This is a genomic window from Candidatus Nitrososphaera evergladensis SR1, from assembly GCF_000730285.1.
Taxonomy (GTDB): domain Archaea; phylum Thermoproteota; class Nitrososphaeria; order Nitrososphaerales; family Nitrososphaeraceae; genus Nitrososphaera; species Nitrososphaera evergladensis.
Genome location: NZ_CP007174.1, coordinates 2,877,678 through 2,891,718, shown reverse-complemented (window position 1 = coordinate 2,891,718; position 14,041 = coordinate 2,877,678). Strand labels below are relative to the sequence as shown.

Below are 14,041 nucleotides of genomic sequence, written 5' to 3'. Positions count from 1 at the left end.
ATGAATTTAGAATTTTGGGAAATCTTCCGATCTGCGGAATATGCTATCGGGGTGCGCTTGATACTCTTTCAATACCGCACTTGCCGTCCCTCTATCATGGATGAGGGTTCAGAGGTTTGTTTAGGTTTAGCGGAAAGAGGAACAGCGAAGTAGAGAAGATATCGTAAAGATACTCCTCTATACTGTCTGCGCCCTCCTCGTTCGCGTTCATACTAGGGAGATTTTGTCACTGCGTTCTCGTCGCATTTTGTCCTGCTCCTTCCCCACCTGTAGGTATTTGTATGAAAGGTGTCGCTCCTCCATCTCCTCCGCCTACTACGAACGGAAGCTTGCCATCCCACCTTTGCGTCTTGAGCCACTCTAGGTAGCTTGGACTCTCCCTCAATCGCTGGTCGATGATCTGTATCGCCTGCGCCTCACCCTCGGCTTGGAGCACATTGGACTGCCTTACACCCTCCGCATGGGCGATGTTGGCCTTTTGTTCACCAATTGCCTTCGCTTCGGCCTGCTGAGCTTCAATCTGGATTCTGCGAAGTTCATTTGACGCCTGAAGGGCGCGCTGCTCAGCCTCGACTTTTGACTCGACTGCCTTTGTGAATTGCTCTGAGAACTTGAATTCTGTGATGGATATTATCTCCACGATAATGTTGTATTTGGCCAGCCTCTGCTTGATCTGCTCTTCTATCTCTGTCTTGACCGTCTCTCTCTTTGTAATGAGCTCTTCTGCGTTGAACCTAGCAGTGACCTGTTTCACTGATTCCTGTATTGCAGGGCTTATGACCCTCTCTGCGTAGCCAAATCCAAGCTGCTGGTAAACTATTTGGGCACTATCTGGATTCAAATGGTAGTTGAGAGCAACTTCTGTCCTGACATCTTGAAGGTCCTTTGATGCAGACGCTGCAACTTCGCTTGTTTTTTGGGTCCTCACATCCATCTGAAGCACGTTGTCACGGAAAGGTGTAACGATGTGTAGCCCTTCTGGCAGCGATACGTTGGTGTCAACAGCGCCAAATTGCAAGAGGACACCTCTATTACCGGCTTCGACCAGCTTGATGCTTGATGCGAGCATCGTTGTGAGCACGACCAAGCCGATGACGACCAAAATGATCATCTTGGGCAGTCGCCTGAAGGCAGAACTACCAGCGGTGTAAGAGCGTGGGTCTTCCAGGGGCTCGCCGTCCGGCGTTGTTCTTCTTGTTCTGCTGCCACCGTATCGACCCTTCAATAACCTTGCTCGCTGTATACGCCTGAACGCAAAGAATCCGCCGATTCCAAACACGATTACAATGATTGCAATTGCCACTATTGTTCCTGCTTCGACCATTTCCTAAACTCTCACTCTGGAATGAAAACTATTCATCCTACCGGTTTTGCTAAAGAAGACTTTTCTGATTGATTCTCTCATTAGAAGAACATTCACATCGGCATCTATTAAGTCCACCCTCACCGTCATAATAATTCAATAATTATTATTGCTCTCTGCATTGCTGCCACAGGCCATGTCGTCTTGACATTGTGAAGCAAGAGCGTAAGATAGATAGGGGGCGATCGAACAGCTTGCAAAAAGAGAACAAATAATGCATCTGAATGAGCATTAAAATATTGCACAACCCTAACCATCTGAAGTAAGCTTCTTCCATGCAGGATGTACTAGAAAGACCAGTCACATCGTACATGCACCGCCTATTCGTAACTCTTGATGAAAATACAAATGTCGCACGTGCTGTCCAGCAGATGAACTCGCAGAGTGCCGAAACGATTATTGTTTCTAGCAACGCCCGGCCTGCAGGCATAGTCACCGACAGTGACATCCTTGACCAAGTGGTGATGAAAGGCGAGGATTCTGATCAAGTATTTCTTAAAACCGTAATGTCAAAGCCGCTAGTCACTATCTCGCCAAAGGGAACGGTAAGGCAAGCCTTGCAGCTTATGCGTATTAACCAGGTAAAGCGGCTTCCCGTTGTTGTCAACGGGACGGAAGTACTTGGAATAGTTACCCAGGTAGCCCTGGCAAATGCCGTAAGGACATCTGTTCTTGAGAGAACTTTTGGCCGTTACAGGAGCATGATCACCGAAAAATACAAGCCCATCCTTGGCAACCTTGGGATTCTGCTGCAGTTCTCCGGAGTACTGCTAGTAGTTCCGGCGTTTCTCGGAGCCGCACTGGGAGAGAATACCAGCATAGTAGGCATCCTTTTTGCGGTTATCGGTCTTTCTTTTGCAGGATTCTTTTTGACACACGTGGGAGAGAAGAGTCCGATGAACCTGAAACAAGCATCGATATTTATCGTAAGCAGTTTCGTCTTGCTGAGTTTATTTGGCTCAATTCCCTACATGTACCTTGACCCATTCCAGAGGAATTTGGACTGGCCCTCATTGTTTGTGGATAGCTTTTTTGAAAGCGCGTCCGGCTTTACTACGACAGGCCTTTCCCTCATAAGCAATCCCGAGTCTCTGCCAAAAAGCCTCGACTTTTATCACTCGTACACTCAGTGGGTGGGGGGTTTGAGCTTTGTGTATCTGGTGATGATCCTCTTCTTCCCTGAAAGGAAATTGAGTGCCATGAAGAGCGTCCTTGGCGGAGGCATGCTAAGGGTCAAGGAGCTTTTGGTTACGATAGTGGTAATCTTTACCGCTTATACTGTACTGCTAATCTTTGCAACAGTCTTTTTCAGTCAAACAGATGTGTTGGACGCAACCTCGCTCGTGTTTAGTACAATCACAAGTGGCGGGTTTATCCCCGATTCTGGAATAATAAATCCTCAGCACCCCGAACGAATGGCGTTTGTAAGCGTTGGGATGATACTTTCAGCTCTGCCCTTTGCGTTCCATTATTACATATTTAGCAAGGCAGGGCTAAGGACAAGAAAGACGATAACGCTGGAAGTCGGAGTATTTTTCCTCCTTATGGCAGTGTCAATTCCAATATTCTTTATGTTGGCTGGCGGCTTTGTGGACAATGGATCTGCAATCACTGGAGATGACAACAGGAGCGAAAAGGTTGACATTTACAGTGCTGCATTTCATGTAATCAGCGGTACGACCACGACCGGCTTTCAGTACCTAGATATCCACTCCACATCATCCACTGCAAAGGTATTTCTAATTGTTATTATGCTTGTGGGTGGGACGGCGTTTTCTACTGCAGGTGGGATAAAGGTGGGCAGATTCGTAATCCTCTATCAAGAATTTCGCAAGCATGCAAGAGAAAAGGTAGGGGGCAATGCGGCGGTTGCAGGTTCGTCGACATCCACTTCCATCTCTTCGACGGCCAATCCTTACAGAAGTTCTGAATTTATCACAAGAATACGCGAGGATCATCAAAGAGGACAAATTGAAGATAAAATTGACGATCAAGAAAAAACAACAACTCTCCTGAGACAGACACGGCTTATCGTTGGCAAAAAAGTAGTGAGAGAGATTCTAGTCATTATTGCGCTGTATGTATGTATTTCCTTTTTAACTGGTCTAGCCATAAGTTTTTTCACAGGGTCAAAGTTTGAAGATAGCTTGTTTGAATCAGTGTCTGCAATATCAACAACAGGTTTGACTGCTGGAGTTACATCGGTTAATCTGGATTCATTTTCGAAACTGATGCTTACGCTCAATATGGTTGTCGGCAGATTTGAAATTATTGCGTTGCTGTACATTTTCTTTAGCTACTTTAGAAAATAGCTTGGAAGATATCTTGTATGTACTAAGTGATCCTTATTGATAACGCCAGAAAGTCTCCTAGTCGAACAGAAACTAAAGTTGCCAGTATAGCAATTTCATAGATAAAGAAAAAAAAGTCGCTAATTCCTAGGAATAGGATGGACCACGACTTTATCATGCTTGCTGTCATCCTGGCAGCCATAGGATCTGCTGGGATCTATACGGGAGTGATTAGCCATCCCATAATGTACATAAACTCTGTAGTAATCTTTGGAGGTCTGGGCTACATGGTCTGGCAACTCGATAGAGACCAACGCGTAACGAAAAAGGACGCACGTTGGAACCTCTGAAGATAAGAGTCCGGGGTTGCTTCACGGCATCGAGACAATTAAGAGATATGACCTAAAGTAGCCTTTGCCACAATCAATTATTCTTACTTGCGGATAACAACTACTATGGCCCGCTCCAGTCAAATGGAATGTGCTTGCTTGACCTCCCTTTCCAGTCAAACTTGAAACCCATGGCATCCACCTCGTTTGCCAAAGCCCTTCCCCATGTCGCAACTGTGCCAGGTCCAGTCTCGCTCCCGGGAGCGTTATACAGCTGAACCCTTTTTCCCAGTGGTGTCATTGGGCCTGTTAGAGCTTCGACTTTTGCAACAACCTTGCCCGGTATTTCTGCACTCCAGTGCGCCAAGTCCTTTGCTACCTCAAACTTGATAGGGGCGAAGTCTACTCCTGTAACCTTTCCAAAGAGCTTGGCAAGTTCTGCCATAAAGCCGCCCGCTTTTCCCATGAATATCATCTGCAGGGCTTCTCGCTGCTTTTCATTTGCTCGCTCGTCAAAAAAGAAACCCATTTTGGAATCAGTTGCTTCGCCAGCCCAAATATTTCCTTTGAAGCCGCCTACCAAAAGTGCGTTCAATCCATCAAGCGGCGTTTCACCATAGTTGCCGTTATTGATGTGATATGCAAGCACTCCCTCGCAGTCGCCATACGTTGGAGTCTGGGCAAATATACATGGACAGGGAATACTGCACTTGCAGACGTCAAACCAGTCGCCAGAAACTTTCCATTTGGGAACATCTACCATATATCTAATGAATACCGGAGTGATTTATAGGATTATCGACTTTTGGCATATTTTCCTAATGTAAAAATAATAATCATTGGCTCAACGTGACGGAGTATTCGGTAAATTATGTCAATAAGGCAATATTCCAGTGTGCCGTCGTGGCTGCAAAAACCATCCCTTAGTATTTGGGCTTGGGGCGGCAAACTTCTTTCGCAGGATGCCTAGATTGCCCGAGCGTCAGTTTAGGGACGCAGAAAAAGAAACATGCAAGACTCTCGGCCTGAGGATTTGATTAGTGGTGGATGAGAGGACGAGCAGCAGAAGCAAGTATCTAAGGACATGCCTAGTGGTGCATAACGTGCCGATCAAGCTTGAAGTCGGAAATGCTCAAATGCATGTTATATCATCTGATGATCGAGCTATAATGCTTCTGATCCAGAAATACATCCATTATTTTGGCTTTGCATTTGTTTGCTGTGTACACAAGATCATTTTATGACAGCCTATGTAAGGTAATCAATGCAAGACATAACATAGAGCTCCGCCAGAGCACTTTAATTGCGCTTCATGTGCTTTCTGATCCGGCGGAGCACTCAAGCTTTCAAGGACCGGCGTGTATGTAATTGAGATCCTGCGAGCAATGTCCTATTGGTAAGTTCCTGTAAATGGCGAGTCATCCGCCATAGTATCAAAAAGAGGAAAATTAAAAGATTTGTCGGTGGTACATTAAGTTGCGATGCCGAGATATACGACTACCTCAAGCAGCGAAACCTCCCCTTTGCAGAAAATTATGACTGATACCTCGTACAAGAAACTCGCAAGTATGCTAGGAAAGGCTCCTATCTGCAAACGCTGCGGCAATACTATTGCTGTAGGACAATGTTATTATTCCCAAAAAAGGCGAAACGGTCGCAAGCGCTATCATTGGACATGCGCTCAAGGACTGAATCTCTCGTCTAGACAAGACAACGACAAGAAACAGAAGGCCGCCTTCTCTCACTTGGTGCCAGAAAAATCAACATTCCTGTCCCTTTGATCATCAATTCCTTCTCCCTCCCTAATCTCCCTCCCTCTAAAAGGCGAAAGAAAGCCTCTGTCGCTGTTATTGCTTTTAATGTCCAGATGCACAACCCTTTGCGGAAGTGGCACCTCTACATGATTCTTCTCAAGCTCTAGCATCACCTGCTCCACCAATTGCTTTCTGACTGGAAACCATTCTGTGAAGGGCGCCCAAGCCCAGATGTTGATGTTCACTCCCGAGTCGCCGACACTGTCGACGTACACGTCCGGCTCTGGCTCTACAAGCACAAGAGGATTGTCTGCAAGAATATTTCTTATTATACTCAATACCTTTGCCTTGTCTTCATGAAGTCCAACTCTTATCTGTATTTCAACTCTTCTTGCGGCAGCGCCGGAGAAGTTGCGAATCTCTGATGAAAACACCTCTGTGTTTGGAAGCCTGACGTACGTGCCGTCAAACATCCTGAAACGAGTTGAAAGCGCGGTAACTTCTATCACCACAGCAGCAATATCTGGAAGCTTGCCAGTAACAAGTACAGGGTCGCCTACCTTCATCGGCTTGTCGATGTACAAGAATATCCCGGAAATTAGGTTTGAAAACAGCGACTGTGTTGCAAACCCAATGACAATTCCAGCTATTCCACCTGCCAAAAAGATGCCTGATAGGTCAAGATGCGAGATTCCAAGCGCAGATAGAAGAGCTATTGCAATTATTCCGTAATAGACCATCCTTCCCATGTTTTTGCGGGTGCCTGGCGGAAGCTTTGTGCCAATGTACCTTGAAGTGACTGCCTTGGCAAAATATGCAAGTCCAACTCCTGCGACTATGACTATTATGGTAAGTATTACTCTGAATACTTCGACTTCTGCTCCAAACACGTTTATCGTGTTAGGAATTCCTGCCAGTTGGTACGTGCTTACGATAGTCATATACTCTTAATCTCTAGTATCCGCTGGTTCGTATAGAGACCGTCGAATCTTATCCTTGGCACCACAATTTTTCTCATTATTGTCATTGTTGTCCCACCAAGCTGCATATAATAGTCATAGTTGGCTACTGCAGAATACTCCGTCATGATGATGGCATGTCTGGAACTTGACGCATGATGCCGAGTTATAGGAAATAACTTAAATGACTTTCTATTATTGCCATATTGTATTATTCTCTATAGATTACATCTCACGCTATCGTTAATACCTCGCTGCCTGTTTAGAACCGCGTGTTCTTTTTCAGCGATCAACCCTTACGTCACCTATATCTGAGCAGATTTTTTTCCATTAATAAATAGTAGAAATAACTTAAATGCATTATCATTAATCGCACAGGATATAGCATGAACGAGTAACAATATCTATACGATAAAAATTATGTACTGTTACGTTTGATGGCCCTGTCCTCGGACGATAATGTGAGAACACTGAAGACAGGACGACCATGCATGGTCGTTGTTTCTGTATTCAGGCGCTATATTTATGCCATAAAGACGCGATTAATCTAGTTAGCCTGTGAATTAACTTAACTCGCTTATTTTCTTAGAGCCCTTTCTTCATGTACATGTCACAAGAAAGAGAAGGCAAAAGAGCTCCACCCGTCAAGGAAATTGATTCCAATACTCCGGTAGAGGAGGCTCCACGTACCAATACTGGAGTAAAAATAGACGATCCTGAAGAGATAGAAGCAGCTGACGAGGAAGAGGATAAGAAAACCTAGTGAGACTCTGTAACTGTTTAAAGCTATTCTGCTGAAGTTATTTCAGGAGAAGATATAATCTGCATATGCCTGAAGCAACTGCAAGTGGAGAAAGAAGAGATGAGCGACACAAGTATGACTGCACTGCTTGTGATGCTTCCTTTGACTCTTATGATGCTTTGGCCGCTCACACAGACAATGTGCATAGCCCTTATGCAGGCTCAAAGGGAATAGAGAGTGAGAAAATGCAGAAAGATATGGCGCAGAAATAATAACAGTAGTAAACGCCTCTCCCTCTCTTCTCACCCCCCTTCTCGGAATGCTATATCTATCTTTTATCATCCCACTGTTGAAGGTCGGCTCTATGAAATGCAATAAAGTTGGCTCGATGTACTCTCAACTTTTTTAGTTTATTGTTGCGCCAAGAGCGAGAATAAAACCATACTTGCTTGCGAATGTGGTAATTCTAGTCTGAACTGTTAGAGTTAGCAGCCTCTTCATATGTATAGATTCTAACTAGGACAATTTTACAGGTATAACCACAGAAGAAGAAAACGATTCTGCTGCCGGTGATCGTAAAAAGCTGATTGAATTTGGGCTAGAACCCGGGCTTTTGCAAGCCCTCGATGATGAGCGAATAGCAGCGATGGTAAGCGCACTACTCTACCCCAAAATGAAAAAGAACATGGATAGCTAAAAGTGAGAATTAGTAAAAGCCTCTAGTATCGCCTGCCCTCAAACAACTTGCTTACTTTCTTACTTTCCTAGCCACCCTCCGTTATGTTTGTGAGCATATTACGCCCGCATACCGCACTTCTTACAAGGAAGAGTTTGCGCAGGCAATCGACACGCTAAGGCATATGGAGGGTTATAGACAATAGATGGATGGATTCTTCACGTACCTTGAAGTAGAAATCTACACACTTAACTCCTCCTCTAGCTCAGGTTTATTTGAGGGACCGAATTCTCAATTCCTTGATTCTCTTTTCTGTTCCTTTCTCCGTTTGTATTTTGCGTGTTTTGGATTGGAACCTGTCATCAATAGTATCTTCTTGTGTAAAATGAACAAGTGCTTCGATTCCACTCTTTTTCACTGAAAGACGAGATTAATACTCTACAGGTCCACTGTTTGCCATTTGAGCTGCCTGCGGAAATAACGTATCTGCTCCTTGCCTCTAAGACCAAGACCGCCCTCTTCTGCAATAAATGGCTGATAAACAACAGCGCCATCAGCAAACAGCTGGAGCGATCCTTCTGCATCAAGCGCAATACGCTTGAAGTATTCTTCAACCAATTGCTGATTCGTGTAATTATGTCGTAGCAGCCGTTATGGGGTAGTATCTCGTCTCCTATATCTGTTCTATGTAATTCTAATACATAAGCGGTGAGAATGGGGCGCAATACGCTTGCTGCCTTTGAACCGAGTCAAATAAGCCATGCACTGTACACCTCGTGCTTTAATGAAAGTCACATGATTGAAGGATGTGGCATAGCTACCCACTTGCCATTGGCCCATCTCTGTCCGCTTCGTTCATATCGGCATATGTGACTCGAGTTGACCGAGATGGGCCAGTATTCTCGTAACTACTTTCTCAGCAACGAAATAATCTAAGAACTCTCCAGATTTTTTATAAAGTTCCTAGGATAACTTCTGGCGTCATGACAGGGCACATGGGGGTACGGCTTGGCGCGACATCTGCCTGCTCAAGCTCCCAACAAATATGCTCAAATTGAGTTGCATACTCACGCCGTCCCAAGCATGAGTCACAGTAGCTGGTCGTGATGTCGGTGTTGCCTGTTCTAACACAACTATTATCCAATGAAACAATTCTTCTAGCTTTACTTTCTATATAATCCACCGGAAAACAGGAATGGCTTTATACTAACGCGTATAGGGCAAAGAGCCAGAGCAGGACAATAATAATGATGATGATGGGATAGCGCGGCTGATGATGGCAAAGTTAAAGTTGCGTTCCTAGCCTCGACATCTCGACGACCTTGTTATTGTGGTAAATGCTCATATGGTGAAACGTCGCCGTCGTCATGCCTTTTCCTGCTCTGGCGCAAGTGTTTGCTGTTAGACCTTCGCTTAGAGCAATGACAAAGTAGAGAACCTACTCGGCTCCAGAAACCAGATAGACCAAGAAGTCGTAAATACACACACCAATTCCTGCAACGTGGATTGGCATCTACGAAATGCTTGTCCACTTAATTATCCACGATTACGATTATCACCAATTACCTAGGTTCTAAATCGTGCTAATAATTACACACGATTGCATTAGAAACATGTAGTGTTAAATGCGAAATTCGTATGATGCGCCTTGATTAAGCATATGCAAATCCTCGAATCAGAAATGAAATGTAATAGCTGTGGAAAGGAAGCTCAGATATTCCAAGCTGAAGGAGACTTTTGCATCGACTGTTGGCAAAGTGTCACAGAACCTATTATTAACTAAAGGTCGACAGGCCACTACCTCCTCCACTTTGTGCTAGTAAACCAGCTTGTGTCGGTATATATCTTAGCTCTTAGAAAGAGATATACATAATTAGATTTGTGCTGTCGTCATTGTGCTACTGCGATGCGGCACCAGAGGCGAGGAATTGCCAATAGAACATTACTGCCAATACGACTATTATTCCAAGACTTGCGATAATCGCCTTTGACGAAAGACTCATCGCTGCATGAAACAATAGGGCAAAGGGTTTTAAAAATTTCGTTCTTCTGTCAGACATATCTCTTTCGACGATGACAATATAATGGTGAATCCTGCATTCATCTGCCGAGGGAGGGGTTAGAAGGGGGATGATGATAAGAAGGAAAAGGTCATCATTTATGTCATCTTCATCGTCATCAGGACCGCCTGCTCCATCACCGTCACACCAAGGCAATCATCACTATGGAAACTTTGCAGAATTCCTGCTTCCTGCTTTCTCCTTAACAAGCGCCAGCGGCGTCATTGATGATGACGATACTGACGACCGAACGAGAGTATCAAAGTTTGGCAGCACAGTTCTTGCCATCTTGTCCAGATACATCTGGACATGTGGCTCCGCTACCCAACTTCTTTTGTTTCCAAATAAGTAGCCATACCTTTGTGAGCTGCCAATCCTTTCCCTGCCGCGCAGTTCTTCAAGATATGAATCCGGAACATCAGAAGAAGCAAATCCACTGCGTCTGGCTATAGCATCAAGCGCACCGTGGGTTCCAGAGCCATGTTGAGCTGCTTCTTTGACTCGATATGCAATATTCCGCGGTATGCCCATGGCTACTGCAAGTTCTCTGTGCACATGCTTGCCAAATATATCGTCACCGCCCTTTACATTGAAGCAAGGATTGATCCTCATTGCCACATTCACAACCTCAGGATCCAGAAAAGGCACTCGCAGTTCAACGCTGTGAGCCATCGTAATCTTGTCCTCGCGCTCCAGTGTTTCTTTGTACAAAAGAAACAGGTCTTCTGTCATGTGCTCGCGTAGCTTGTCATAGCCTTCTCGCTCTACCACCTTTGCGTACCACGGGTAGCCTCCAAACAGCTCATCCGCTGCTTGGCCGGATAGCATCACCCTTATGCCATCCTTATGTGCGAGTTCTACGGCCGCATACACAGGCAAGGCCACCTCCACCTGGCCTGCATTGTTATCCTCGATGACAGTTATGATCTCTGGCACAAGTTCTTCAATGTCTTGCCGCGTCATTTCATTTACCCGAAGATCCAAGTCCAGCTCCTTTGCTATTTGGCGGGCATATTCGATGTCGCTAGAGCCCTTGATTCCACCGGTGTAGCAGATGATGTTAGGGACCATTTGCTTTGCAAGGTGTGCAATCATGACGCTGTCAATGCCTCCGGAGAAAATAATGCCAATCCTTTCAAAGTCTTGCGTGCGCTTTTGCATTGATTTTAAGAGTGCCAAGCGATACTCTCTGAGAGACTTGCGCATTGTACGGTAATAGCGTGGCTTCCAATAGTTATTGTTATTATCATTACTTCGCCGTCCTCCTCCCACCTTCTTTTTCTTTCGTCGTTCTTTCCATCGTCTATTGTCATCAGCGGCTACGAGAACAATATCGGACATGATACTTGCAACCGCGTGAGTCTCTATTTTTTCGCAACCTGGGGAAATCATTACGGCAGTGCAGGGCATCACTCTTTCAATCTGTTCATTGATGCCTATCTTCCACAGTGCCTTCAGCTCTGACGCAAATGCCAGAAACTTGTCAGTCTGCGCGTAATATAGCTGCCGCACGCCCAGTCTGTCCCTCACGAGTGCAGTGTAGCCAGTCTTTGTGTCTCTGATTACAAGGGCGTACACGCCGTCAAGCTCGGCAATAGTCTTCTGAATTGCCTTCAAGAGAATTGCGCCCGCTTCTTCTGATGCTGTCGCTTCTAATTCAAGTATTTTCGCTTTACTATTTTCCTCCTTCTCCGATGTTTTTTTCTCTCGTCTTTCTCTTTCTTTTTCTTCACTCTGCTCTTCGATCGTCTTCAAATTATCCTCCAAAAGATGGACGATTACCTCGCTATCTGTGAGCGTTTTAAAGTTGTGGCAGTTTTCAAGTTTCTTTCGAAGAAGTTTGTAGTTGTATATCTCTCCATTATGCTCAAGCACGAGTCTTTTATCACAGCTTACAAAGGGCTGCGAGCCACAGGTAGTGCCTCCAACGATTGCAAGTCTATTGTGGCCAACTACGCTGCTACTGGCCCTTATCTTGTAAGCAGCGAGACTCGCTATCGAGTTTGTATTTATTATTACTTCATCATCTGCTGCTATTCCTGCACCATCAGGTCCCCGGTGAACCATACATGACAACATTGACTTGACCAGAGGGACGACATTGGTTTTCTTCTGTTTCTTATTTTCACTTTTTCCAAGTACTCCGGCTATTCCACACATTTTCTTGCTTATATTCACCCCAACAGATGTTTTTCGTACGTTCTTTTTCTCGGCTCGAGGCCAGGGACATAGAGAGATACGCAGCAGTGCAGCGAATCTGTGGCTGCCCACATATATCCTGGCTTTTTCCTTTCGAACTGATTGCACATGTGTCTTATTACTTAAAAACTATTGTATTCAAATATATGTACTATTTTTGTACAAGCCAAAACTTCTTAATCCGGTCTGACATAGATGTAAAAATCATGTTATATTCTGTTATGGAATATCTCCATTATAGACTCTCGAAGATGTTAATAAGGAGGTTTTATAACAAGTTCTCAGGATAGCTTCACGAACTTGGTGAATTTTTGCTAAAGCCAAAGTAGCACTTATTGCTGGAGGTATTGCATCGCTAGCTGGAGAGAGGGAGGGAGAGACGGCAAACTCACTCTGCCTATGCTACTTTGCAGACCGCATTCGGACAGCCAACAACCGAATTATTTCCGATTCGAGGTTCAGTACTTGCTATTCTTCTTACACATACAGGATTGGCATTTTTGCTGCTATCAAGTCGCGTTAATTACATTACGTTCTAATCGTGAACCTATCAACAAAGGCACAAGATGGCCCCGCCGGACGTATATGCATTTACCCCAAGCCTAAGAGAAAACAACCAGCGAAGCCTCTGCCACGACTAGACGAGAGTGTAAATAATGATTAATGACCCTTGCTTTGATAAAATCATCGTATGTACGTGACAAATACATGCAAAAGAACACACTGATTTGAAACCCCGCCGGCTGTGTGATAAACCCAAGCCAAGGGAGAAGAACAACCGGCAGGGAGGATACACAAAGTTGTCTGTGTGTGAATCGAAATTACAAAATCCAAAATAAAAGATTCTTGTGTACATAGCAAACAGACGCAAAAGGAAATAGACTCGATTCAATACTCCGCCGGGCGTGATAGAACCCAAGCTCAATGGATTTTGTCCGGCGGAGAGGCTGCTATGTTGTTGAAACCGCCAATTCATAGTAAACGTGAATATTATAAAAGAATTCTCTGTACATAGAGAATAGAAGAAGCAGGTACTGGCGGACCTTGCAAAAACCTATGCAAACAATACGAGGCAGATCTCTGCAGAAAGTATTATGCCAATGGCTCAAAAAGATGTACCATGTGCGAAGCATTTCTCAAATACGAAGGCAGGCTCTGTCCTTGCTGTGGAAATCGATTGAGAACAAGATCGCGCAATTTACATCTACCTAGCAAGGTAGCAAGAATTACTAGAATCAGTCGAACATCTACGCCAGCGAGTATCCCAGGTAAAGATGTATAATGCCATTCGAATTTTCGAATATGCTGATTTGAAGAAGAAAAGAAGGTGATGTGATTATCATTATTACCTTCAAACCTGAAACTTGGAAGCATACTTATGGTTGCTATTCCCACAATGTGTGCGAGGGAGAAAGCTAATGCTGCTATAATCATACAGGTGTTGCTCTTGCAAGGTAATATCTCCAATTATGGCCTTCCAAGGGCCGCCTTGTTCGAAGATTGTACTATAATACTTTAATTTGACAATACCTATCGTCTTTTGTGCGGGTAAGAGGAAGAGGAAAAGTGTTTTTTCTTTGAGTACAAATACTGGTGCAGTTATTGCTGTCATTGCGTGTTGTCTGATGCTGATTTTATCTAGTGCAACTATAGTTATCGGGCCTTTCA

General features: G+C 44.6%; 9 protein-coding genes. 3 read left to right on the top strand and 6 right to left on the bottom strand.

Annotation, left to right across the window (positions count from 1 at the left end; all coding sequences use genetic code 11):
• Nucleotides 1-226: 226 nt before the first annotated feature.
• Nucleotides 227-1,324, bottom strand: coding sequence for a prohibitin family protein (locus tag NTE_RS15785; RefSeq protein WP_226987062.1), 1,098 nt, complete (start codon nt 1,322-1,324; stop codon nt 227-229).
• A 314-nt stretch (nt 1,325-1,638) separates the two neighbouring features.
• Here NTE_RS15785 and NTE_RS15780 point away from each other — a divergent pair, with 314 nt between their 5' ends.
• Entirely contained in the window at nt 1,639-3,675 is a 2,037-nt protein-coding gene (locus NTE_RS15780; protein ID WP_148701900.1) for a potassium transporter TrkG, read from the top strand.
• Between the two features lie 432 nt (nt 3,676-4,107).
• On the opposite strand, the gene NTE_RS15775 is transcribed toward NTE_RS15780, so the two are convergent.
• Both NTE_RS15775 and NTE_RS15770 read right to left on the bottom strand, forming a co-directional pair.
• Nucleotides 4,108-4,746, bottom strand: a complete 639-nt coding sequence (locus NTE_RS15775) for a DUF1326 domain-containing protein (protein ID WP_148701899.1) — start codon at nt 4,744-4,746, stop codon at nt 4,108-4,110.
• Between the two features lie 978 nt (nt 4,747-5,724).
• Nucleotides 5,725-6,678: a mechanosensitive ion channel family protein gene (locus tag NTE_RS15770; protein ID WP_148701898.1), complete on the bottom strand. Its 954-nt coding sequence runs from the start codon at nt 6,676-6,678 to the stop codon at nt 5,725-5,727.
• Nucleotides 6,679-7,303: 625 nt separating this feature from the next.
• Between NTE_RS15770 and NTE_RS16860 the strand changes: the two genes are divergently transcribed.
• Together NTE_RS16860 and NTE_RS15765 are read left to right on the top strand one after the other, a co-directional pair.
• Nucleotides 7,304-7,459: a hypothetical protein gene (locus NTE_RS16860; protein WP_158385682.1), complete on the top strand. Its 156-nt coding sequence runs from the start codon at nt 7,304-7,306 to the stop codon at nt 7,457-7,459.
• A 65-nt stretch (nt 7,460-7,524) separates the two neighbouring features.
• Entirely contained in the window at nt 7,525-7,710 is a 186-nt protein-coding gene (locus tag NTE_RS15765) for a C2H2-type zinc finger protein (protein WP_148701897.1), read from the top strand.
• Between the two features lie 842 nt (nt 7,711-8,552).
• On the opposite strand, the gene NTE_RS15760 is transcribed toward NTE_RS15765, so the two are convergent.
• The 3 genes from NTE_RS15760 to asnB all read right to left on the bottom strand — a co-directional run bounded on the left by NTE_RS15760 (nt 8,553) and on the right by asnB (nt 12,334).
• Complete coding sequence (locus NTE_RS15760; RefSeq protein ID WP_148701896.1) at nt 8,553-8,732, bottom strand: nuclear transport factor 2 family protein; 180 nt, start codon at nt 8,730-8,732, stop codon at nt 8,553-8,555.
• A gap of 1,280 nt (nt 8,733-10,012) precedes the next feature.
• The gene (locus tag NTE_RS15755) at nt 10,013-10,330 is read right to left on the bottom strand and encodes a hypothetical protein (protein ID WP_148701895.1); all 318 of its coding nucleotides are present in this window, start codon (nt 10,328-10,330) and stop codon (nt 10,013-10,015) included.
• A gap of 6 nt (nt 10,331-10,336) precedes the next feature.
• Nucleotides 10,337-12,334 carry an asparagine synthase (glutamine-hydrolyzing) gene (gene asnB, locus NTE_RS15750; RefSeq protein ID WP_148701894.1) on the bottom strand — a complete coding sequence of 666 codons (1,998 nt, stop codon included), beginning with the start codon at nt 12,332-12,334 and terminating at the stop codon, nt 10,337-10,339.
• Nucleotides 12,335-14,041: the final 1,707 nt, after the last annotated feature.

Bases quoted from the DNA above. Each gene is read 5' to 3' on its own strand.
- NTE_RS16860 (WP_158385682.1), top strand. From the start codon at position 7,304: ATGTCACAAGAAAGAGAAGGCAAAAGAGCTCCACCCGTCAAGGAAATT.
- NTE_RS15780 (WP_148701900.1), top strand. From the start codon at position 1,639: ATGCAGGATGTACTAGAAAGACCAGTCACATCGTACATGCACCGCCTA.
- NTE_RS15770 (WP_148701898.1), bottom strand. From the start codon at position 6,678: ATGACTATCGTAAGCACGTACCAACTGGCAGGAATTCCTAACACGATA.
- NTE_RS15775 (WP_148701899.1), bottom strand. From the start codon at position 4,746: ATGGTAGATGTTCCCAAATGGAAAGTTTCTGGCGACTGGTTTGACGTC.
- NTE_RS15765 (WP_148701897.1), top strand. From the start codon at position 7,525: ATGCCTGAAGCAACTGCAAGTGGAGAAAGAAGAGATGAGCGACACAAG.
- NTE_RS15785 (WP_226987062.1), bottom strand. From the start codon at position 1,324: ATGGTCGAAGCAGGAACAATAGTGGCAATTGCAATCATTGTAATCGTG.
- asnB (WP_148701894.1), bottom strand. From the start codon at position 12,334: ATGTGTGGAATAGCCGGAGTACTTGGAAAAAGTGAAAATAAGAAACAG.